Genomic DNA, 22,767 nt, shown 5'->3' with positions numbered 1-22,767 from the left:
ACTTAAAATAGAATAAATTAAAACCATGACAAAAACTGTCATGGTTTAGAAAATGGAGGAGCTTGGATGTCCAAGACGAGGCTTTTGTTCGACCTGATCATGTATGTCAACGCCAAACGCAGCTTTACAGCACAGGAGGTCGCTGACGAATTCCGGGTGTCCGTGCGGACGGTGCACCGCTATTTGAGCGAACTGAGCGAGATGGGCGTCCCGCTCTATACCGAGCCGGGCCGAACCGGAGGGTACCGCCTGCTCCGCGGCAGGATGCTGCCGCCTGTGATGTTCGACGAAGACGAAGCGTTTGCCGTCTTTTTCGCGTTCCAAACGTTGAAGTATTATCCGTCGCTGCCCTTTGACATCAATGTGAAATCCGTCTCCCGCAAACTGTACGCGAACCTGGCTGACGACATGAAGCGCAAAGTGGAGCGCCTGGACGCGGTAGTCGCGATTTGGAGCCGCAAACGCAGCGTCGCTTCACCGTTTTTGAAGGAAATTATCGAGGCGGCTGCAGACCGGCAGGTGCTGAAAATCGGGTATGCTTCGAAAACGGAGGACACAGAAAGAGAGGTTGGGCCGCTTGGGGTATACGCCTACGACGGCTTCTGGTACATGCCCGCCGTCGACCTGAACACCGGCGATGTCCGCCAGTTTCGGACGGATCGCCTTTTGTTTGCGGAAACCCTGCCGCAAACGTTCGACCCGCCCGTCGGTCTGGCAGGCTGGCTGGAGCAGCTCTCCGGACAGCCTTTGAAAGCGCCGGTGCGGCTGTATGTCGAGCTGACCCGGGAAGGCATGCGGCAGTGCCGCAGCCAGCCCTGGCTGGAACCGCATATCACAGCGGCCGATCCGGACCACGGCTATATCGATGCCGTGATCGACGAAAGCGAAGTGGAGTTCACTGCCGCGTATTTTTTCCAGTTGGGTCCTGACGCCAAAGTGCTGGAGCCGCGCGAAATCGCGGACCGAATCCGCGAGCGGGCACGTGCGCTGGTACGCCATTACGGATAAGGGTGGAAAAAAGCAGATGAGGAGGATGAAGATGGATAAGGATGAGGCAAAGGCGGGTAAGACAGTAAGACAGTAAGACAGTAAGACAGGTAAGACAGGTAAGACAGGTAAGACAGGTAAGACAGGTAAGACGGGTAAGACGGGGGAAGTCGGATAAAGCACAAACGTTGCATCAAATCTGACATCTGACATGATAACATTTCTAACCACTAGTCGAATTTTAACGGTTGCCACAACCGCTATTTGTGCCAAAAACGTTGATTTCAACTTTTAACGGTTGCCATAGAGCTTATTTCACTTAAAACCAGCTATTTTCACCTAGATTAAGGCAGATAACGGCGCCCACAACCGTTAGAATTTAGAAAAGGGCTTTTTTCGCAAAATAGCGGCTGCTACAACCGTTAGATTTCCGGCGGGCCCAAATTCCGGCTCGATCACCTGAGCTTTTGCGGGAAATCTGGAGTTTTAGGGCTACGAGTTATCTTGTTCAAAAGTTAATGCAAGGCTAGTGCAGATAAAGGTTGATAAAGGCGGATAAAGCCTGGTAAAGGCGGATAAAGCTTGGTAAAGGCGGATAAAGCCTGGTAAAGGCGGATAAAGCCTGATAAAGGCGGATAAAGCCTGGTAAAGGCGGATAAAGCCTGGTAAAAGGCGGATAAAGCCTGATAAAGGCGGATAAAGGCGGATAAAGGCGGATAAAGCCTGGTAAAGGCGGATAAAGCCTGATAAAGGCGGATAAAGGCCGGCTCCCTGACGGGAAAACCAGCCTCTTCGCGGTGAAGCACAACACCTTCTCATCTACCCGGGAAGGACGGCGTTGGCGGCATACCAATGAATGATCTCGTTGCCATATAAGTACACGAGTAGGGTGCCGAAGGCCAGAAAGGGGCCAAACGCCAACGTTTGACCGCGCTGCCTGCGGCCAAAGGCCTGCTGCAGCGCCACCGCTACGGCGCCGGTGACGGCGGCCACGAATAAGGCAAGGAGCACGCCGGGGAAACCGACAGCCCAGCCGAACACGGCCAGCAGCTTGACGTCGCCCATCCCCATCCCCCGGCCGGGGGTGAGGGCAGCGACAAGCAGCAGCAGGCCGCTGCCGCCAAGCGCGCCCAGCGCATGGCTCCACAGCGGGCCGCCGCCGGCCAGCGGCACGGCGGCGAGCAGCGCGGCGCCAAAGCACAGCAAGGCGCCGTTGGGGATGATTCTCGCGGTCAGGTCGGTGACCGCGATCAGCACGGCCAGGGCGGTCAGCAGCAGCCCGACCGCCCATGCGCCCGATGCACCGAAACGCAGGTGCATCAGGGCGAACATCGCCGCCGCGGCGAAGGCGGCGGCGATGTCTCCGGCCCGGCGCAGCCGGCCGGAGGGTGCGGCGCCGGCGGCAGGGGCTGTGCCGCCGGCCGCTGCCGCAGCGCTCACGCGTGCGCTGCCGCTTTCGCCCGCGACGCCTCCACCGACGCCGCTGCCGCCCACGCCGCTGCCGCCAACGCCGCTTCCGCACGCGCTGCCTCCGCCCACGCTGCTTCCGCTCGCGCCACTTCCGCACGCGCTGCCTCCGCCCACGCCGCTTCCGCACGCGCTGCCTCCGCCCACGCTGCTTCCGCTCGCGCCACTTCCGCACGCGCTGCCTCCGCCCACGCTGCTTCCGCTCGCTCCGCTTCCGCACGCGCTGCCTCCGCCCACGCTGCTTCCGCCCACGCTGCTTCCGCCCGCGCTGCTTCCGCCGACGCTGGTTCCGCCCGTGCCGCTTCCGCCGACGCCACTTCCGCTCGCGGGCACCAGCCCCCGCCGCGCCACCAGGCGGCGCCCGAGCCGCGCCAGGCCGGCGCCTACGGCCAACCCGGCGATAAAGTTAAGCGCCGCCAACATTATCGTTTCCATAGCCCCTCCAATAACGGCGTCGTACGTTCCATAGCTGCCGGCATATTTTATTAACCCCCTAAAATAAGCTCAAACCAATAACGGCGCTTGACCAAACAATTATGAGAACCTCCAGCGAAATAAGGACAAAAAATGTCGTTATTCCGGCGATATCCATCCTCTTGAGAGAAATAGGGGTGATATATGACGCTATTTTCTCCAATCACAAGAAAATGCCCACGTTCCCGACCATTCATAGGAAAATAACGACAAAAAATGCCGCTAATGGGAATGTGAGTGCCAGACTCCGGACAATAAGTACTTAAAGTGTCGCTATTTTGAAGGCCATCGCTTGGTTCGCTTCAGTAGCAGCCTGCAACCGTTAGAACGACGCGCCGGCTCGCCCCTGGGGCTGCGCCTTCCTGATCGTCAAAAACCGTTGTGGGTTTTGAGCCGAAAATTCCGTATAAGTTAAACATCGGTATAAACAATTTGATCATACAGCAGCGCGGCGAACGAAGGCAACAAGTCAAGTAGAGTCACGACCAATTCACTCCCCGCCAAACAGCCCGCTGTCATCTTTCTTCTTCCACTTCGCGGATAATTTCCTGAAGGGTGGTGTGTCCCTTCAGCACTTTTCCAACGCCGTCGGCCAACAAGGTGGTCGTGCCGGTTTCCCGGGCCAGCCGCCGCAGCTCCTTTGCGGATTGTCCGCTTGCGATCCCGGAGCGCAGCTCGTCGCTTACAAGCAATACTTCGTGCACCGCCATCCGGCCGCGGTAACCGCTTTTTCCGCAAGCGGGGCAGCCCGTGCCGCGATACAGCTTGTCCGCTTTGAAGCCCAGACGCTCAAGGTATAGAAGCTCCTGCATATCCGGCGCGTATCCGGTTTTGCAATCGGGACAAACGCAGCGGACCAGCCGCTGGGCGACTACTCCGATCAGCGCGGAGGCGATCAGATGCGGCTCGATCCCCATCTCCCTTAGCCGGACGACCGCGCCGACCGTATCGCTCGTATGCAGCGCCGAAAACACAAGCTGGCCCGTTAACGAAGCGCGGATGGCGATTTGCGCGGTTTCCGGATCACGGATTTCCCCGACCATAATAATATTCGGATCCTGCCTTAAAATAGAGCGGAGACCTTGGGCGAACGTCAATCCGGCCGCAGGGGAAACCTGCGTCTGATTAACGCCGTCAAGCATGTATTCCACGGGATCTTCGATCGTGATCACGCTCGTCTCTTCGCGGTTCAGATGCTGCAATACGGAGTAGAGAGTCGTCGTCTTCCCGCTCCCCGCCGGTCCCGCCAGCAGAACCATCCCATGCTGCTTTCCGGCCATGCGCCGGAACAATTCGAGATTTTCCTCGGCCATGCCCAGTTTGTCCAGACTATGTATCCCTTCGGATGGGTCAAACAGGCGCATGACGATTTGTTCCCCATGCACCGTCGGCAGCGAAGACAACCGGATGTCGATCGGTTTGCCGTCGACCGTCAGCTTGGTGCGCCCATTCTGAGGCAGCCGGCGTTCTTCGATGTTCAAATGGGCCAAAATTTTCAGCCGGGCGGTGATGATGCCCTGCATCGATTTCGGAATGGACCGCCCTTTGCGCAGTTGTCCGTCAATACGGTAACGGACCGTCAGCTGCGCGTCCATCGGATCGACATGAACGTCGCTGGCGCCGAGGCGCACCGCCTGTTCGATCATTTGCTGAACGAGGCGGACGACCGGGGAGTCTTCGTCCAGAATCATCGACTCTTCCACCTCGATCTGACCGCTCCCCGCCTCTTCGTGCACGGAATCTTGCTGCCCGTATAGCCGGGCGATCCCCCGCTGCAATTCCCCCCTTGAAATAATAGCCGGTTCAATCGTAAAACCGGTGCTTATCCGCAAGTCTTCAATAACGAATAAATCCAGGGGATCGGCCATGGCGACCATCAGCTTCCGGCCGTCCACGCGAATCGGCAGCACTTGGTGCCGCTTGGCCATCTGCTCCGAAATGACCTGGGTTAATTGGGGGGCGGTGTTAAGCCTTGCCAAGGTGACGTGCGGGATGCCAAGCTGAAATTCCAGCGCCTCGATGAGCTGATGCTCGGTCAGGACCCCCTGCTCCAGCAGCACATCGCCGAGCTTTTTACGGGAACGCTGCTGCTCTTCCAACGCGGTTTGCAGCTGTGCTTCCGTAATCATGCCGGATTCCAGAAGAAGTTCACCCAATCTTTTTTTGATTGTGTACATGGCTTACCCCATCTCCATGGAAAATTTATCATATAAGCTTCGGTGCTGAAAACCGGCCTTTTGAACACACACTTTATGTGTTGCATACACGAAATTTCGCGAACAAAACCAGTCCTTAAGTCCTAGAAAATAACAACACAAATTGTCACGAGATTACCTAACCGCTGAATATTTATGCAGCTTTGGCATAGTTAAGATTATAAACCTTTCAATTATTCGACGCTATCATTCAATAGTATATTATACCTATTTTCGATAACGGCGGTCCTAGTAAAAAAACATTTACTGACGTCCCCTTTAAGTCCGTTAGGGTTTACATCCGGCCAGATTTGCTTGAGGTCTGCAGCCAAGTTTATCGTTTTTCATGGGAGAAGGACGGCCTGATGGGATGGGATCAACTGCAAAAGTGCATTCTATTTTCCGCATATTACCGTTTTAGAGTGAATGAAATGCAAAAGTGCATCTCTTATAGGGCTATCCGATAAAAAAGTAGCTTTGGGCCCGAAATGAAATGCACTTTTACATCTGAACCACCTGTTTCGAGGAATTTCGACGAAAACCGCCTGCACTTTTGCATTTCGTGCGACCTCTCCTCTGCATAATGTGCGACTTCCCCTCGGCATAACGTGCTGCTTCCCTTCTGCATTTCGTGCGACTTCCCCTCTGCATAAAGTAAACATAGCGGGAGTGGCATATAATTCCTTCCACGCAAAGGTTTAACACGTTCAATGTCCCGAATCGCGGCTTTGAGCCCTGCAATCCAAAAAGCCGCTCCCGGAATGGAACTGCCCCTCAAAAGGGGCCTGTTCACAGAACGGGAACGGCTTTTATTTACAGCTTAATTACGCTTGCACGGCATCCAGATCAACCGAGCGCTTGAACGCTTCGGTGTCGTTTTCGCCAAGGATTTTGCCGGTGATGACGCCGGCGGCGATCGAGTCGTTGACGTTCAGCGCCGTCCGCCCCATATCGATCAGCGGTTCGACGGAGATCAGCAGCCCCGCGAGGGCGACCGGCAAGTTCATCGTAGACAACACGATGAGCGAAGCGAAGGTCGCGCCCCCGCCGACACCGGCAACGCCAAACGAACTGATGACGACGACCAGAATGAGCGTCAGGATGAAGTCCCAGCTCGTCGGATTAATGCCGACGGTCGGCGCGATCATAACGGCCAGCATGGCCGGATAAATTCCGGCGCAGCCGTTTTGCCCGATCGTCGCTCCGAATGAGGCCGACAGGTTGGCTACCCCTTCCGATACGCCCAGCCGCTTCGTTTGCGTCTCGACGTTAAGCGGGATCGTGGCGGCGCTGGAACGCGACGTAAAGGCGAACACCAGTGTCGGAAGCACCTTGCGTACATACTGTACCGGGTTGTACCCGAACAGGGCCAGCAGGATCAGATGGATGATGAACATGACGATAAGGGCTACGTAAGAAGCGCCTACGAACTTGATCAGCTTGAGGATTTCCTCCACGCTGGTCGTTGCGGTCACGTTCGTGATCAGCGCCAAAATCCCGTACGGTGTCAATCGCAGGACCAGCGTAACGATCCGCATAACGACCGCGTAAACGGCATCCACCATTTTGCGGAACGTATCGGCCTGCTCCGGTTTTTTCTTATCCAGACCAAGCACGGCCACCCCGATGAAAGCGGAGAAAATAACGACCGCCAGCGTCGAGGTGCTGCGCGCCCCGGTCATGTCCGCAAACGGGTTCGTCGGGATAAAGTCGAGCACCTGCTGCGGAATCGTTTTGTCCGCCACATCGCCGAGGCGCTCCTCAAGCGCCGCGCCGCGCTGTTGTTCCCGCTCGCCAGCCTGGATTTCGATCGCCTTCAGATCGAAGCTGAGGCTCGTCACAATGCTGACCGTGGCGGCGATCGCCGTCGTAATGAGCAGCACGCCAATGATCAGGGCGCTCATTTTACCCAGGTTTCGTCCACCCTTCAATTTCATGATGGCGGAAATGATCGACACCATGATCAGCGGGATGACCACCATTTGCAGCAACCCGACATAACCGCGGCCCACCAGGTTAAACCAGTCGGCAGAGCCGGAAATGACGTCCGAGCCCGCCCCGTACGTCCATTGCAGGATGACGCCGAACACAAGTCCGAGTCCCAGTCCGGTAAACACCCGTTTTGTAAAAGAAACATGCTTCTTCTGCATCCAGATCAGAACGCCGATCAGAATCAGCATAACAGCTACGTTAATGATGATACGCAAAGTATCCATACAACGTCTCTCCTCCTCAAAATAGTACAAAGTATCGTAATACCGTCCGGAAGATATGGAGCCGGCAACAATTTACAGACGTTATAATATCATAAACACGACTATTTTGATAGGAATAATTTTTACAGGTAATGTTATCATCAAATTCAGTCCGCTTACAAAGCCGGCCAGGCATAGTATATGCATTCAATGCTGCTTTTTTACAGAAAGTTTTTCTCGCCGGACTATTGCCCTATGGGCTGATTCTTGACCGCCGATCCGAACCTAGCACCTCTAAAAGGGGACGTATCCCGACGACTTATCCCGCTTAATTAGACTCATGCTCTCCCAGCGGCGCGATTTCCACCTCAGCCGGAGCAAAATTGTTTTCATCCACTCATCCGCGATAAACGCGGCATAAACGCCAACCATGCCCCAGCCCAAATACACGCCCAGCACGTATGAGAGGGAAACACTAACAAGCCAGACCGACGTGACGCTGATATAGACCGGAACTTTAACGTCTCCCGCAGCGCGCAGCGCATTGATAAGGATGAGGTTTCCGGCACGCCCGGCCTCCAGCAAAACCGCAAGCCACAACAAATGAACCGTAAGCCGGATCGTATCCCCATGGCTGGTGAACAAGCCGACCAGGAAACCTGAGCATGAAGCGATCAGCAGGGCTGAACCCGCAGAGACGAGCGAAGCGATCCAGGCATAATTTTTACCGCGCTTATAAGCCTCATCGTAAAGCTTGCCGCCGATGTATCTGCCGATCATAATTTCCGTGCCTAAAGCCAAAGACAACGTAAACAAATTGTTGAACATCCCGATATTTTGCGCGTATATTTTGGCCGATAAGGCCTGGGTTCCCAAAAGGGCGATAAACGAGGTGATACAGATCTGCGCCATGGTGGAAAAGAAGCTTTCGCCCGCTGTCGGAATGCCGATTTTAAACAATCCTCCGGCATGTGACCGAACGTCCTCCATCCGCATGCCCTTTATCCGCCACTTGAAATCTGTTTTGGCCTTTAACATGATGAAGAGGAACGCCAAGCCAGCTATCCGCGACAGTACGGTAGACAGAGCTACCCCAGAAACTCCCGAAAAAGGTGTGCCGAGGGAGCCGTACAGGACAGCGAAATTCCCGCCCAAATTAACGGCGTTTACTCCCAAGGCGACGTACATGGTGACGCGTGTAAATCCGTAGCTCCGCATAATGGTGGATAAAGTGAGCCGAACCGCCTCGGCAAACACAAATCCTCCCGTAATCATCAGGTACGTCCATGCCGAAGGCGCAAGCTCCTCCGGGAGATTCATCCAGCCGAAGATCAGGCGGCCGCCTCCCAGCAGCAGCAAACTGACCAGCAGCCCAAACAGCAAATTGAGTACGATGGCTACCGAAGCTACCTCCAGCGCAGACTTATTCCGGCCCGCCCCCAGGCTCTGGGAGATCAGCACGCTCGTGCCCGCGGACACAACATTAAACATCAAATTCACAAAAAACAGAATTTGATTCGCTACGCCGACAGCCGTCATCGCATCTTCGGAAAACCGGCTCAGCATTAACGTATCGATATTCCCCATCAACATGCCCAGCAGCATTTCGATAAAAATAGGCCAGGTCAAAGCAAATAACGTAAGCTTGTTTGCTTTCTCCTTCTCCAACCCTCTCACCCGCATCTTTCGCCCTGAAATGTAATCATAATCCGATCGTATGATCGGGCTGCCGTTGCCCGAAGTTCTCTCGGCTAAACCAATATCTCGATGTCGGCAAATTGGGATAAGTCCTTTAAGAAGCTTGGATAAGAAACGGAAATGCAGCCGCAATTTCGGATGACTGAGGGTGCTTCCAGACTGCTGGCCAACACCGCTGCCATCATTGCGATGCGATGGTCTCCATGGCTATCCACGATCGCCGGCCGCAGCGGCTCGCCTCCGGTCCCGGCCACCTTGATTTGATCGCGGTCATACGCGGCCTCTACGCCAAATTGCGTCAAGGCCTTGGCTGTAGTCTCCAGCCGGTTGGTATCTTTATCCTTTAAATCGCCGCAATCCTTAATGACGGAGACCCCGGAGGCAAAGGCGGAAATCGCCGCCAGCAAGGGCACTTCATCGATCAGGCTTTGGAGGAGCTCCACTCCTTCAGTAACTCCTGAAGCGGGGAGGGGACCCGGGCGGCAGCTAATATCGGCCAAAGGCTCATTTGAAGCGAGCATTCGGCCGTTCTCCAAGGTAACGTGAATTCCTCGCTCCCTTAGAACGTTCACGTAGCCCAGCCTGGTCGGGTTTACTCCGACATCGTAGATCCTCAAGCCGCCCTTCTCCTCATTCCGGCGTATTGCATAGGCGGTTAATAAGTAAGCTGCCGACGAAATGTCCCCGGGGACCTGCACCTCCTTGGCGGCAAACGGCTTACCGCCCGTAATGGAGGTAACCTGACCATTGGTGAGGATATCGATGCCGAAATACCGCATCAGTCTCTCCGTATGGTCGCGGCTTTGGCATTGCTGCCGATAACGGGTCGTTCCATCGGCGAACAGGCCGGCGAACATAATGGATGATTTTTCCTGAGCGCTTGGCACGGTCGCGTCTACTTCGATGGCCCTTAGAGGGTAGGTCCCGGTAATTTTAATCGGAAGGGTCCCCTCCCGCTCGAGATAATGGATTTCAGCCCCCATTTCCATCAGGGGGTTCACCGCCCAATCCATCGGCCGCTTTGACAGCAGCCGGTTCCCCGACAATTCCGCCGAAAATGCGCTGCCTGCAAGCAGCGACATCAATAATCGCGCCGACGTAGCCGTATTGCCGATTTCAAGTTTCCCGCCAGGCGGCCGCAACCCGGTCAACCCTACGCCATCAATCCACAAATCCTCCCGGTCCCAAACCAGCTTCACGCCGAGAAGCCGCAAGACGCGTATACAGCTCCAAGTATCGGCCGACCTTAATATATTGCGGACCACCCCTCTGCCCTCGGCTATGGCGTTTAAAACGATGGCGCGCTGGGAAATCGATTTGTCTCCCGGCACCTTCGCAAATACAAAATCTTGCCGTCTGCAGTTGGATTTGACCCGAATATCGAAGTTTCGCGGATACTTATTTAAGCCGATTGGCATTTTCCATTCCGATTCCACGCGCGATCACCTCATCGTCCGACATGATTTTGAAGTATCCGGCATCCGCTCCTGAGGGCAAGGGGATAATTCGGGTACTCGTTGCCGCGTAGCTGCGGTAACGCTGACGTTTGCGTTCAAGGCCCAGATTATTCTCGAACACGTAAGGATACAGTTCGATATAGCTTTTCTCCCGCGCCAGCCGAATCAGCCTGCTCCCCGTTTCCGTGCGAATCATGACCGTCGAGGTCGGTTTCGAAGGTTTCCCCGTTTTGCTGGAATCGAATATATTGGGGTCTCCATCGGCAATCGAAATGTCGGCGATCCCCGACCACCAATCCGGACAAGTCAGGCACCGGAAGGTTTTAAATTTCTTAAACTCTTCCACAAGCCGGTAAAACGGCAAAGCATGCGTTGTCCCGTCTTTGGTCTTCACGACGAACTTCCCCGGATATTCACCGTCGCGGTAACGCATGTAAACCACGTCCTCCAAATCCAGGTTCAGTATATCGGTGATCAGATGTTCGGTTCCGGCCCTGGTCGTGCTGGATGCGCACCCCAATTCCAGCGTGAAGGCGATTTTGCCGGCCAGACGCCCGGCCTCCGGATTCCCTTCGAGATTCAGCAGTTTTTGCACCCCCTGGATCTGGCAAGGCATTCCGATTACGCCGATTTTTTCGAAACGCGGGTCCTTCAATAGCTCGAGGTTAGGAGTCAAGCAGTAACTGGACTGGGCGCATTCGAGTACTTTGTCTATCGAATCCGTAATATATGCCTTTGGGATCCAGGGACGCTCTTCGTCCCGTCCCACAACAATTACCGCATCCGCCAGCCGCTCTTCCAAAGCCGTAATGGCCAGTACAGTTCCCGCTCCCCCTGCCGCCGCTTTGCCGATGATCTCGCGGTCAGTCGCGGCCAATTGGTGGACTCCTTGATGAATGCCTACCCAGCGCTCCTCCTCCGTCCGGTTTCTTCCGAAAATCCGCAGCTCCGATTCCTTCGTACCGGTGTCGTATCCCGGGCAAACCTCAGAGCATAAATTGCAATCCCGGCAAATGTCCGCGGCTTCGGCCGGATTCGCCCGGAATACAGGCAGGGGAGCGGCGTTATCGCTCATGGTCAGCAGTTCCCCGGGACACGCCGCGGCGCAAAGGCTGCATGAGGTGCACAGATCCTGATCGAGAATGTTCTCCTTTAAATTTAAGAATGACGCCATGTACACTCCTCCTATTTTCGGCAAACGTTTGCACAAAAAGGTGTACCGGACCATTTCCGGATATTTTTACGACAATCCACTCTGTTGGCGCGAGGCGCTTTATGCCGAATGATTTAAAAGTTCCGAATTCCGGTATGTTCCCTTTGACCTGCGCTCTGATCCGACTCCAAGAGCCATTCTTTAATCCGGGCCGCATCCTCGATGAATTCCGTCCGAATGGCGAATTTGCTCATCAAGCTGTCCCTGCGCCGCTCTCGTATTTCCCGGTCGAACACCTCGTATCGGCCATAAGATGTCTCCATCTTGTCCGGCAGGAGCAGGGCTGCAGGGCGCGTGGAGTAAATCGACAAAAGCTGGATAGCCGCTTCGATTTGCGCATCGTCTTCGTAACCGACAATCAGCAAATTGTATTGCGGATCAAAAACCTTCAGCATCGCGAAACGAACCGAGTTAAAGACGAGGTTCATTGTCGGCAAAATCGAGCTTTGCCCGGCCATGACGATCCATTCCATCCCGTCCCGCTCCGCCTGATGCGTCACCGCATCGATGTAATACGGGTATTTCTCCAAAGATTGATGCGCCAAAAATTTGAAAATATCCCCTTCCGGCTGCCCGAAGAGAAAGCCTGTCGGCTCGGTGATCAGCGCCGCGGCTGCGATCCCGGAGTTTCTGAACTCCCGGTATAAATTCATCTGGGTCGTAAACTTGCCGATACAGCCTCTTGTGGCAAAAACGCCAACGCGCTTAATCCGCTTCGGCACGGCAAACATCAGTGCTTCATTCTTGAACTGCTTCAAATAATTATCGATTCGCGTACCGCTGGTGTCGAATTTGCGGTCGAGCTCGTTTAAGAGCTGCCGGCTAAAGCCATTCCCTACTTCAATGCTGATACGTTGATCATGAAGCCAGTCAATGGTATCCGCATCGTAAATTTCGTGGACGCTGACGACCTTAATTCCTTTGGCGGCAGCGCTGCGCACAAGTTCCCTCCACCGGGACGCCAGATTATGCTCCTCCAGTACGTCTTTGTTGCCCCCAAAGGAGGTCCCCGGGTCGTTCACGATCAAGGTATCGGCCTGCTCCAGCCCCTCTTCCATAGAACGATGTATAGGAATGCCGCAAGTTTGCCCTTCCACGACCCGGCCCGCGTCTTCCCCGGAATGAAACACAAAATCGATTACAGACACAATTTGAAAGTCTAATAAATCGCGAAAACGAATCAGCCCTTGCGTAATTTTGTTAAAAGGGTACAAGGCGACCTTTTTCATGGCGCTTATCTCCTTTCCGTGCCGCTAACGGCTTTTTGCTTCAGACAATGTGCGGAATTGTATCAACGGCCCTGCCAATTTATCGGCGTCCAGCACGCATTCGACATGCTCAATCCCGAATTTGTGCTTGAGTTGTTCCTTGCGCAGGGAAATCTCCTCTTCCGTCTTGAACAGATAGTTGTCATAACCGGCTTCAACCTTATCGGGAATCAATAGGGCAAAAGGCCGGGACCCATTTCCGTAGATACGGAGCAGATCCATACAATCCCGGATTTGCTCGTCATCTTCATAACCTGCGATCAAAATGGCCACATCCGGCTGGAATGCCCGTAAATAAGAGACTTTCGTGGCGGCAATGACGAAATTCTCGTTTGGAAGCAGCGAACCTTGCCCGGCCAGCAGAAAGAAATCGTCTCCCGCCAGCTCCGCCTCGCGAACGGCGGCGTGGATGTAGTAGGGATATTGCGCCAGGCTGCGCTTGGCAATAAATTTCATAATATCACCGCCTGGCTGATTGAACAGCGTCGCGGTTGGCTCGGTGATCATGGCTTTCGTCTTTTGGCCCAGCCGCCGCAATTCGCGAAGCAGGGTCATCTGGGTCGTAAATTTACCCAAACAGCCCCTGGTGGCAAAAATACCGATCTTACATATGTTCCGGTTAAAATTCAATATTTTGTGATCGAGGGCAAAGTAATTTAAATAAACGGAAATTTCATCGCTTGGAGGAATAGCATATTCTTCATCGAGGCGTTGTTCCAAAGAAGCGGGAATTTGCGGGTCAACATGGATGTTAATTTGTTTTTCTTTCAGCCAGGCCAGAGTATCCTGATCGATAATCTCGTGAACGCTAACCACCCGGATGTTGTTCTCGTAAGCCGTTTGCACCAGAAGTTTCCAAAGATCCTTCAGATTATACTGGCTGTACACCCCCTCGTTGTTCCCGAATGCAGTTCCGGGGTCGTTCAAAATCAGCGTGCTGACGGAACCAAGGGCCTGTTCCAAATTGTCCGTGATCGGAATACCGTACGGTTTGCCTTCCATGACCTGGCCGGCATCCTCACCGCGGTGAACAACAAAGTCAATGACGGCCTGGATCGAAAAATCCGTTAGATCCCTAAATCTGACAATGCCCTGCGTAATTTTGTTGTACGGATACAGCGCAACTCTCTTCACAGAATTTTTACCTCCTCATAATTTATTTACCATTTATGTTATTTAATAGATATATTAGCTTATAGGATGTTTATTTTCAATTATTTTGTGCAATCGTTTGTCTATCCGTAAATCGGCATCATGCCGACTGCGTTTGGCTGAATTCGACCGCGAAATTTCATGGATATACCCCTTTTTTTTGGAAAACGCGGTATTAAAAAAGGTATAGACTCTCAGAAAAACTGAGGCTATACCCAGGTGTCGATATTCGTAAGAAGATGAACTCCGTTACCCCTTGCTGGCGCCCGAAGTTAAGCCGTCGACCAGCAGCCGCTGCAAGAACATAAACAATATTGTGATCGGGAGCGCGATCAGAACCGCACCCGCGGCAAACAACGTGAAATTGCTATTTTGGATGCTGCTCACCATGTCCCACATCCCTACGGCTAGCGTCCAGTTCTCCTTCGTCCGCAGCACGAGCCGGGCAAAGATAAAATCGACCCAAGGACCGACGAACTGAGTCAACGCCATATAGGTCAGCATCGGCTTGGACAGCGGAATAATGATACGCGCGAAAATCGTAAAATTGCTGGCCCCGTCGATCCGTGCTGCTTCGTCCAGCGAGCGGGGAATCGTATCGAGGAATCCTTTGGCGATAAACGTCCCGCCAAGCGGCGCTCCCGCCGCGTATACGATAATCAATGCAAGATGCGTATCGAGCAGATGCAGCTCCCGCAGCAGCAGATAAATCGCAATCATGCTCATAAATCCCGGGAACATGCCCAGCACGAGCAGACCGGACAGCGCCGTTTTGCGGCCGCGGAAGCGGAAGCGGGACAGCGCGTAGCTGGTCAGCAGTACCAGAAGCACACCCAGCACCATGGAGCAGGTGGCAATTTTCAGCGTGTTCAAATACCAGGTGCCGAACAGATATGTTTTCGAAGTGAACAGTTCAACATAATGAACTAATGTAAATTTCTCTGGAATCAATGTTTTACTGTAGAGCGATTTGCCCGGCCGCAACGAGCCGAATACGACCCAGAGCACGGGATATACCGCGGCGATACACAGCAGGACAAGCACCAGATAACTGGCTCCAAGCCGAATCCCGGTTCTTATTTTCCGTACGCTCATTGGATCATATCCTCCTCTTTAAACGACTTGGTTCTACGGTAGTTGTATATCGAGAACGAGGCGATAATGATGAAAATAATGATCCCGATAGCAGAGGCCATGTTGTACTTATTCTGGTTCAGCGTCAGCTTGTATAGCCAGGTGACGAGCAGGTCGGTTGCGCCGGCGTACTGATAGTCGCCCTTAACCGGATCTCCCCCCGTCAGCAGGAAGATGGCGTTAAAGTTGTTGATGTTGCCGGCAAACTGCGCAATCAAGGTCGGCGCCGTCGTGAACAGAATCATCGGCAGCGTAACGATCTTGAATTTTTGGAATCCGGTAGCTCCGTCCACCTCGGCAGCTTCATACAAATCTTTCGGAATGGTGGTCAACACGCCCAAAATGAGCAGCATGGATACCGGGATCCCTACCCACATGTTGACGACGATAACCGTGACCTTGGCCCAAAACGGATCGGTCAGCCACGGCAATCCCCCAAGTCCGAAATAACCAAGATACTGATTGATCGGCCCGAACTGGCCGTTAAACATATTTCTCATAACAAGCAGCGAAATGAGCTGCGGAACCGCGTAAGGAAGAATCAAAATCGTTCTCCACACCCCCTTAAAGCGGATGCCCTTCTGATTGATCAGCAAGGCCACGAGCAAACCGCCAAAATAGGTGGTTATCGTGGACAATATCGCCCAGATGATCGTCCAGGTCAATACGCCGTAAAAAGTATGGCTCCAAGTTTTGAGGGCAACCAATTCTTTAAACGTCCCGAATCCGACCCAATCGACAAGCATTGCCGGCGGGATGTGTTTGGGAGCTGAGTAGTTGGTGAACGCAAGCATGACCATGAAAATGATCGGCATCACGGTAAAAAATAAAATACCTGCGGCGGGAATGCTTAAAAAGGCAACGGCGAATTTATAATCAAGCACGTACCGAACCGATTGTATGAAATTGTTCGGCTTCTTGCCTTTCTCCCTTTCCTGCCCGATTTTGCGGGCGTCTTTCACGTTCAGAATATAAACAATGACAAAAACCGCTAGAAACAACAGCGTTATCAAGCTTTGAATCATAATGAAAATGGAATGGTCCCCGTCCACCCATTTTCCTTTCACGAGCATTCTGGGCACTTCGCCGAGCGTAATAATTCCCCAAATGGCCGTTCCCAAATTTTTGACCAAATAAACGAGTCCCAGCGCCTCCACCGCCAAAAATAGCAAGCCCTTGATATATTGGCGATTATAGAGTTGCCCCAGCCCCATGCAAATGATCGACAGTACGCTTGCGTTTCTCTTGTGTCGGTCCATTAACCTTCCTTCTCCTCTCCTCGAGAAACCGCCGGAACGGCCCGTCGCCTTCTAAGCGGCGGGCATCGTCCCGGTTTCGTTGTCCAAAGCATCCCAGACTTATTGGGCTACACCTTTGTTTAAGTCTGTAATTTGAGCAATCGTTTTTTCCATCGTCGTTTTCGGGTCAGCATTATTGTTCCAGATTTCCGGGAGCGCCGCGTTCATCGGAGCCCAAACATTAGACATTTCCGGAATGGACGGCATCGGCTGCGAGTTTTTCGCTTGTTCCGCAAAGGCGGATACGTACGGATCGTTTTTGATTTGATCGCTTTCCAGGGCTTCGAGATTCGTCGGAACCGCGCCTACTTTTTCGTGCAGCAGAAGCTGGGCATCCTTTGTAGAAGCAAAATGCGCGAACAACTTAGCCGCGTTCGGATATTGGGTAAACGAATTGACGACCCATACCTTCGCTCCGGAGAAAGTAATGGCGGTTTTGCCGTCCACCGTCGGGTAGGGAGCCACGCCAAGATTGTCGCCAAGCGCCGCTTTGTATCCGGCCAGTTCCCAAGGACCGTTGATATCCATGGCTACATCGCCCGCAGAAAACAAACTGCGTTTGACGTCCGCGTTGATGTCCCCGCTGTTGATCGGCAAAATTTCTTTCAGGCTTTGGAATACTTTCAAGCCTTCGATCGCGCCGTCTTTGGCCAATCCGATATCATCCGGATTCGTGCCGCCCTCGCCGAACAGGTAACCGCCCCCGCTGGCAATAAACGGATAGTTGAAATACATGTTGCCGGTTTCCCACATAATCGCGAATTTATTTTTCGCCTTGTCCGTAAACGTTTTACCAAAGTCGAGAATATCTTTGAAATCTTTCGGCGCTTCGGGAACCAGCGACTTGTTATAATACAGCGCCATCGTTTCCGCCGCTCTCGGATAGCCGTAAAGCACGCCGTCATAGGTGGCGCCTTGAACCGCAACTTTCGTATTGCTCTGCGCCGTTTCTTCGCCGAACACGTCATTGGCCAAAATAAGCCCGGAAGTTGCGGCGTTGCCCAAATGATCATGCGGTACAATGAGCACATCGGCGGCCAGCCCGGCAGGTCCGTCCTGCGTCAGTTTACCGATTTGGTCGGTCGGAGCCACTTCCTCGATTTTTATGTTAACGCCATATTTTTCGGTGAATTGCTTGGCGATTTCTTCCGTAAACGCCAGCTCTTCCTTACTTTCCCAAATGACAAGCTCGGCACCATCTTCCGGAACGATCGATTCAGCGCTCGTATTTTCCCCGGTTGCATCCCCTGTATTTTCGGTTTGGTTTGCCGGTGCAGCCGTGCCCCCGTTATTGCTTGGTCCGCAAGCGGTGATGGAGACGGCCAGCGTCAACGCGGCAATCAAAGTCAATATCTTGTTGGACTTCATCACATTAACCCCTCCTAAATTTTGAAATGAAATATCGCTACAAATCTTGCGCAAACGTTTTCTGAAAAATGCTGAAATTTTTATGTTTTTTCTCTTTCAACTCATAAATTTCAGCATCCTCTACTTCGGAAGCGCTTTATTCAGGGATCATCATACAACAAGGCATAGATTTTGCAAAAACGTTTGCACAGGTGATTTATAGATAATTATATGCTAATATCTTTAATTTTCTTCACTTTGCTCGCAATATCACAAAATACCTTTCCAAACTTAGTGTTTGACTTCCCGATTTCATGCTTTGCTTGTTCCACTTCACCCTTGAATTCAAGGGTTTTGGCATTCCGCCCTATAGGATTTTGTATCCGCACGGCTGCTTTTTAAAGCGTTTTATTTTCCGTCTTGTGCAATGGTTTGAACAGTGTTATAATCTGGAGCGATGAGACGAATACTACGTCTGTTGTCTCTTTCCATCATTCATAAATCGAAGGCTCTGCTATCGAAAGGTACATCCTCGGCCCTTTTTCCGGCCCGGATGTGCTTTTTTTGCTTACGATGCAAGTTTTGTACGAAGCTTGTGCTGACGTAGTGATGCTCACAAAACTTTTAGGAGGAATCTTATGCTGCTTGAAGCGATTTATCATCGTCCGAAACTTAATTGGGCCTACGCTTACGACTACGAGACACTCCACTTACGCCTGCGCTCGAAAAAAAACGATCTTACTGAGGTTTATGCTTTTGTCGGGGATAAATACATGTGGGATCAAAGCAAGGAGCTGATTCCCATGTCCCTCAAGGTCAGCGACGAGCTGTTCGATTACTGGGAATGCGCCTATCAGCCGCCGCTGCGCAGAACAAGATACGGCTTTTTGCTGAAATCCGGCGACGAGCAAATCTGGATGACCGAAAACGAGTTTACCCGCGAGCGACCTTCCGGGCCGGAGCGCTTGTTTGAATTTCCGTTCATTAACCCGATCGATGTGTTTACCCCACCGGCATGGGTTAAAGAGGCGGTCTTCTATCAGATCTTCCCGGAACGCTTCGCCAACGGCGACCCGAGCATAAGTCCAAAAGACGTGCTTCCCTGGGGCGGCAAGCCGGAGCGCACCAACTTTTTCGGCGGCGATTTGCAGGGCGTCATCGATCATCTCGACCATTTGAGCGAGCTCGGGATCACGGGCATATACTTCACGCCGTTGTTTGAAGCGACGACCAATCATAAATACGATACGGCGGACTATATGAAAATCGATCCGCACTTCGGCGACATCGCCACGGTCAAGAAGCTCGTAAACGCTTGCCATGAACGGGGAATCCGCGTGCTGTTCGACGCCGTGTTCAACCATTCGGGCAAAACGTTCGCGCCGTTTGTCGACGTGCTGGAAAAAGGCGAAAAATCCCGCTACAAGGACTGGTTCCATGTCCGTGAATACCCGCTGCACGTCAAGGACGGGGTGCCGACCTACGATACGTTCGCTTTTGAGCCGCTGATGCCGAAACTCAACACGGAGAACCCGGAAGTGAAGGAGTATTTGCTGAAAGTGGCGGAGTTCTGGATCAAGGAGGTCGGGATCGACGGCTGGCGGCTGGACGTGGCGAACGAAGTGGATCATCATTTTTGGCGCGATTTCCGCAAAACGGTCAAAGCCGCGAACCCGGACGCTTACATCCTCGGAGAAATTTGGCATGAATCCTCCGGCTGGCTGCAGGGCGACCAGTTTGATGCCGTCATGAACTATCCGTTCACCGAAGCCGTGATCGATTTCGTCGTCCGCGGCACGCTGGATGCCGCCGGATTCGCCCATGCGATCGGCAAGCAGTTGTCCCGTTACCCACAGCAGGCAAGCGAGGTCGCTTTCAATCTCCTGGACAGCCACGATACACCGCGTCTGCTGACGCTTTGCGAAGGCAACAAGGCCAAAATGAAGCTGGCCGCCCTGTTCCAGTTCACATACGGTGGAACGCCCTGCATTTACTATGGAGACGAGATCGGTCTCGACGGAGAAATGGACCCGAACTCCCGCAAATGCATGGAATGGGATGCGGACAAACAGGACCGGGAGCTGTTTAAGTTCTACCGCGAGCTGATTGCCGTCCGCAAAGATCTGGCCCCGCTCCGCACCGGCTCGATCCGCTTTCTGATCGCCGAGGCGGGCGGCAGCAAGCTGGCTTACGAGCGCAAGCTCGACGGGGAGGCGGTGCTCGTGCTGCTCAACAATTACGATGCCGGTCAAACGTTTGAGGTCAGCGCGGCCGGAGCCTCCTGGCAGGACCGGATGAGCGGGCGAACCTACAAAACGGAGAGCGGAAAGCTGGCCGTCAAGCTGCCCGCCTACGGGTACGCGGTGCTTACGGAAAGTAAATAGCGGCGCTTAAAGTTGGGCGGCTTGTCCTCTGGTATGGGCGGGCCGGCCCATCTCGTTCCCGCCCTCATTCCGGGCACATGCTCACGCCTTGCGTGCAGACATAGAAGGCAAGTAAATAGCGGACTTTTGGGGCGTTATTTGGGTGCTTTTCTAGCCTTGGAGGGAAATAACGGTAAATTTTATCCCTATTTCGCACGCCTCCGCGGAAAAAACTGCTTTTTACCGCACACGTGCCAAAATAGCGCCATAAAAGGACCTTATTCTCTGAAGGACCTTTACCATCGCGAAAATAACGCCCTTTTATTCCCTTATTTCCGTCAACTGAGCAAAAATCCCGGAAGTTGGCAACACTCATGACAGTATATACGGCTCTCTGTGTAAAACGTTTGCATCTCTTTTGATCCGAGAAAAATCGAGACCTCATGACGGCTTTTCGCCTTTTAAACTCTTTTTCACATTATTCATTTCGGTCTATTTAAAGGGTATGAGCTTTGTCCGCGCCGCTTTCTATTTACTTTCCGCTGCGTTTCGATTAATATTACAGTGTAAAGCAAACGGTTCCACACAGGAGGTTTATATGGCTGTCACCATCAAGGATGTTGCAAAAAAGGCCGGAGTATCGCCTTCTACCGTGTCCCGGGTGCTGTCCAATCACCCCAGAATCAGCGCGGAAACATCGCGGAAAGTAAAACTCATTATGGACCAGCTTGGCTATCATCCCAACATCATGGCCAAAAGCCTGGTTTCCAAAACGACAAACAGCATATGCATCATGCTGCCGAAGTCCGCTGAAGAACTGTTCTCCAACTTCTTCTTCATGGAACTGATCCGCGGGATCGTGACGCAGGCCGGCCGCCTCGGTTACGATGTGCTCATCAGCTCCGGCGCCAACGAGAAAGAGGAAGTCGACAACGTCTCCAGACTGATCAACGGACGCCGGGTGGACGGAGTCATTTTGCTGTATTCGCGGCAAAACGATCCTGTGATCGATTTCCTCCATAATGGCGGACATCCGTTTGTTGTGATCGGACGCAGCGAGAAATATCCTGATATTTTATCGGTGGATAATGATAACATCCAGGCATCGTACGACGCCACGAAGCATTTGATCGCGCTGGGGCACGAGCGTATCGGGTTCGTCAGCGGGCCGCCGGAGCTCGTCGTGTCCAAGGATCGGATGAAGGGGTATCAGGACGCGCTGAAGGATTCAGGACTGGAGAGCCGGCCCGAATGGATTGTCGAAGGTGAGTTTTTGCAGGACAGCGGGTATCGGGCCATGTCGTTTTTCATGAATCTCCCGGATCGCCCCACGGCCCTCGTCACGATCGACGATGTCGTGGCATTCGGTGTGCTTCGCGGCTTGCATGAGCTGAAATACAAGGTTCCCGAAGATTTGTGTCTGGTCAGCTTCAATAATATTCCGCTATCGGAGCTCTCGACGCCGCCGCTCAGCAGCATGGATATCGGCATTTACAACATGGGCTACACTTCTTCCCAGGTGCTGATCCAGGCGATTCAGGGCAGCAGCGACAAAGTGTATCCGAAGCGGCAGATCATTCCGCACCGTCTGATCGTCCGCGACTCGTCAATGTATTCGGTGCCCAAAAAGTAAACACAGATACGCCTTCGAAAAATAACGGAAGCTTACCGCTTCTTTTATTTTTTAAGTTTTATTCAAACGTTTGCGCTATGAAGGAGGAATGTTAGTGGATTCAATCAAGGCATGTTTATTCGACCTGGACGGGGTGCTGGTCGACACCGCCAAATACCATTACCTGGCTTGGAAACGGCTGGCCGCCGAGCTCGGCTTCGCGTTCACCGCACAGGACAACGAGAAGCTCAAGGGCGTCAGCCGCATGGCATCGCTTGATATTTTGCTGAAGGTCGGCGGGCTGGAATTGGGAGACGGTGTTAAGCAGGAGCTGGCCGAACGCAAAAACGGCTGGTATGTCGAATACATCTCCAAAATGGACGCTTCGGAAATTTTGCCGGGTGCGCTCGGTTTCTTGAAGCAATGCCGGGAACAGGGCCTGAAAACCGCACTCGGCTCCGCCAGTAAAAACGCCCCGATCATTTTGCGGAATACGGGGCTGACGCCGTATTTTGACGCGATTATCGACGGCACCCGGACTTCCAGCGCCAAACCCGATCCCGAGGTGTTCCTGCTCGGCGCAGAGGAGCTTGGCGTCCCGCCGGAGGCGTGTGTCGTCTTCGAGGACGCCGAGGCCGGGATCGAGGCGGCGCGCCGTGCCGGCATGCGCTGCATCGGCATCGGATCGCCGGATACGCTCGGCGCGGCCGATCTCGTCGTTCCTTCGCTGGGGGACGTGTCGATGAGCCTGCTGCGCGGTCTGGCCGTCTCTTAACGCCGTCATCCCCCGCCTCAGCTTTGCTTGCGGCGGGCCGGTGAAGTCAAGCCGGAGCGTACGGCTACAGCGAATAGCACTGCTTCTTTTTATCAACATTTTCATATTAGTATGTCCAAAGGAGCCGGTTAT

The 22,767-nt window shown here is 53.3% G+C and carries 17 protein-coding genes; 4 read left to right on the top strand and 13 right to left on the bottom strand.

Going from position 1 to position 22,767, the window contains the following annotated elements; genetic code table 11:
* Window positions 1-66: 66 nt before the first annotated feature.
* Complete coding sequence (locus ACLD72_RS28950) at window positions 67-1,008, top strand: helix-turn-helix transcriptional regulator (RefSeq protein WP_411003622.1); 942 nt, start codon at window positions 67-69, stop codon at window positions 1,006-1,008.
* 494 nt (window positions 1,009-1,502) lie between these two features.
* Here the strand turns inward: ACLD72_RS28950 and ACLD72_RS28945 are convergent, their stop codons facing one another.
* The 12 genes from ACLD72_RS28945 to ACLD72_RS28890 form a co-directional block, all read right to left on the bottom strand.
* Window positions 1,503-1,793, bottom strand: coding sequence for a hypothetical protein (locus ACLD72_RS28945; protein ID WP_411003623.1), 291 nt, complete (start codon window positions 1,791-1,793; stop codon window positions 1,503-1,505).
* Window positions 1,794-1,806: 13 nt separating this feature from the next.
* On the bottom strand, window positions 1,807-2,481 hold the full coding sequence (locus ACLD72_RS28940; RefSeq protein ID WP_458476393.1) for a prepilin peptidase: 675 nt from the start codon (window positions 2,479-2,481) through the stop codon (window positions 1,807-1,809).
* Window positions 2,482-3,443: 962 nt separating this feature from the next.
* Window positions 3,444-5,105 (bottom strand): GspE/PulE family protein, encoded by a 1,662-nt coding sequence (locus tag ACLD72_RS28935; RefSeq protein WP_411003439.1) that lies wholly within the window; start codon window positions 5,103-5,105, stop codon window positions 3,444-3,446.
* Between the two features lie 842 nt (window positions 5,106-5,947).
* Window positions 5,948-7,339 carry an L-cystine transporter gene (locus ACLD72_RS28930; RefSeq protein WP_411003440.1) on the bottom strand — a complete coding sequence of 464 codons (1,392 nt, stop codon included), beginning with the start codon at window positions 7,337-7,339 and terminating at the stop codon, window positions 5,948-5,950.
* A gap of 273 nt (window positions 7,340-7,612) precedes the next feature.
* Window positions 7,613-8,995, bottom strand: a complete 1,383-nt coding sequence (locus tag ACLD72_RS28925) for an MATE family efflux transporter (protein WP_411003441.1) — start codon at window positions 8,993-8,995, stop codon at window positions 7,613-7,615.
* Window positions 8,996-9,069: 74 nt separating this feature from the next.
* On the bottom strand, window positions 9,070-10,434 hold the full coding sequence (gene aroA / locus ACLD72_RS28920) for a 3-phosphoshikimate 1-carboxyvinyltransferase (protein ID WP_458476390.1): 1,365 nt from the start codon (window positions 10,432-10,434) through the stop codon (window positions 9,070-9,072).
* The gene (locus ACLD72_RS28915; protein ID WP_411003443.1) at window positions 10,415-11,647 is read right to left on the bottom strand and encodes a Coenzyme F420 hydrogenase/dehydrogenase, beta subunit C-terminal domain; all 1,233 of its coding nucleotides are present in this window, start codon (window positions 11,645-11,647) and stop codon (window positions 10,415-10,417) included. Before ACLD72_RS28915 ends, aroA begins: the two co-directional genes overlap by 20 nt.
* Window positions 11,648-11,760: 113 nt before the next feature.
* A complete protein-coding gene (locus ACLD72_RS28910; RefSeq protein WP_411003444.1) occupies window positions 11,761-12,915 on the bottom strand; it encodes a DUF1611 domain-containing protein in 1,155 nt (384 codons plus the stop codon).
* Between the two features lie 24 nt (window positions 12,916-12,939).
* Complete coding sequence (locus ACLD72_RS28905; RefSeq protein WP_411003445.1) at window positions 12,940-14,088, bottom strand: DUF1611 domain-containing protein; 1,149 nt, start codon at window positions 14,086-14,088, stop codon at window positions 12,940-12,942.
* Between the two features lie 267 nt (window positions 14,089-14,355).
* Window positions 14,356-15,201 carry a sugar ABC transporter permease gene (locus ACLD72_RS28900; protein WP_411003446.1) on the bottom strand — a complete coding sequence of 282 codons (846 nt, stop codon included), beginning with the start codon at window positions 15,199-15,201 and terminating at the stop codon, window positions 14,356-14,358.
* Window positions 15,198-16,499, bottom strand: a complete 1,302-nt coding sequence (locus tag ACLD72_RS28895) for a carbohydrate ABC transporter permease (protein ID WP_411003447.1) — start codon at window positions 16,497-16,499, stop codon at window positions 15,198-15,200. The genes ACLD72_RS28900 and ACLD72_RS28895 overlap by 4 nt, the downstream gene beginning before the upstream one ends.
* A 99-nt stretch (window positions 16,500-16,598) precedes the next feature.
* Window positions 16,599-17,906 (bottom strand): maltose ABC transporter substrate-binding protein, encoded by a 1,308-nt coding sequence (locus ACLD72_RS28890; protein WP_411003463.1) that lies wholly within the window; start codon window positions 17,904-17,906, stop codon window positions 16,599-16,601.
* Window positions 17,907-18,523: 617 nt separating this feature from the next.
* On the opposite strand from ACLD72_RS28890, the gene ACLD72_RS28885 reads away from it, so the two are divergent.
* The gene (locus tag ACLD72_RS28885) at window positions 18,524-20,269 is read left to right on the top strand and encodes an alpha-glycosidase (RefSeq protein ID WP_411003448.1); all 1,746 of its coding nucleotides are present in this window, start codon (window positions 18,524-18,526) and stop codon (window positions 20,267-20,269) included.
* Between the two features lie 64 nt (window positions 20,270-20,333).
* On the opposite strand, the gene ACLD72_RS28880 is transcribed toward ACLD72_RS28885, so the two are convergent.
* A complete protein-coding gene (locus tag ACLD72_RS28880) occupies window positions 20,334-20,624 on the bottom strand; it encodes a hypothetical protein (protein WP_458476386.1) in 291 nt (96 codons plus the stop codon).
* Window positions 20,625-20,846: 222 nt separating this feature from the next.
* On the opposite strand from ACLD72_RS28880, the gene ACLD72_RS28875 reads away from it, so the two are divergent.
* Together ACLD72_RS28875 and pgmB are read left to right on the top strand one after the other, a co-directional pair.
* A complete protein-coding gene (locus tag ACLD72_RS28875; RefSeq protein ID WP_411003464.1) occupies window positions 20,847-21,881 on the top strand; it encodes a LacI family DNA-binding transcriptional regulator in 1,035 nt (344 codons plus the stop codon).
* A 94-nt stretch (window positions 21,882-21,975) separates the two neighbouring features.
* Window positions 21,976-22,635, top strand: a complete 660-nt coding sequence (gene pgmB / locus ACLD72_RS28870) for a beta-phosphoglucomutase (RefSeq protein WP_411003449.1) — start codon at window positions 21,976-21,978, stop codon at window positions 22,633-22,635.
* The last annotated feature ends 132 nt before the right edge of the window (window positions 22,636-22,767 follow it).

The organism is Paenibacillus lacisediminis, from assembly GCF_046567315.2.
This window is presented reverse-complemented; position numbering and strand designations above follow the sequence as displayed.

Excerpts from the sequence above, each read along its gene's own strand:
- ACLD72_RS28885 (WP_411003448.1), top strand. The coding sequence starts at position 18,524 with ATGCTGCTTGAAGCGATTTATCATCGTCCGAAACTTAATTGGGCCTAC.
- ACLD72_RS28900 (WP_411003446.1), bottom strand. The coding sequence starts at position 15,201 with ATGAGCGTACGGAAAATAAGAACCGGGATTCGGCTTGGAGCCAGTTAT.
- ACLD72_RS28880 (WP_458476386.1), bottom strand. The coding sequence starts at position 20,624 with ATGAGTGTTGCCAACTTCCGGGATTTTTGCTCAGTTGACGGAAATAAG.
- ACLD72_RS28875 (WP_411003464.1), top strand. The coding sequence starts at position 20,847 with ATGGCTGTCACCATCAAGGATGTTGCAAAAAAGGCCGGAGTATCGCCT.
- ACLD72_RS28910 (WP_411003444.1), bottom strand. The coding sequence starts at position 12,915 with ATGAAAAAGGTCGCCTTGTACCCTTTTAACAAAATTACGCAAGGGCTG.
- ACLD72_RS28950 (WP_411003622.1), top strand. The coding sequence starts at position 67 with ATGTCCAAGACGAGGCTTTTGTTCGACCTGATCATGTATGTCAACGCC.
- ACLD72_RS28890 (WP_411003463.1), bottom strand. The coding sequence starts at position 17,906 with ATGAAGTCCAACAAGATATTGACTTTGATTGCCGCGTTGACGCTGGCC.
- ACLD72_RS28895 (WP_411003447.1), bottom strand. The coding sequence starts at position 16,499 with ATGGACCGACACAAGAGAAACGCAAGCGTACTGTCGATCATTTGCATG.
- aroA (WP_458476390.1), bottom strand. The coding sequence starts at position 10,434 with ATGCCAATCGGCTTAAATAAGTATCCGCGAAACTTCGATATTCGGGTC.
- ACLD72_RS28935 (WP_411003439.1), bottom strand. The coding sequence starts at position 5,105 with ATGTACACAATCAAAAAAAGATTGGGTGAACTTCTTCTGGAATCCGGC.
- ACLD72_RS28915 (WP_411003443.1), bottom strand. The coding sequence starts at position 11,647 with ATGGCGTCATTCTTAAATTTAAAGGAGAACATTCTCGATCAGGATCTG.
- ACLD72_RS28930 (WP_411003440.1), bottom strand. The coding sequence starts at position 7,339 with ATGGATACTTTGCGTATCATCATTAACGTAGCTGTTATGCTGATTCTG.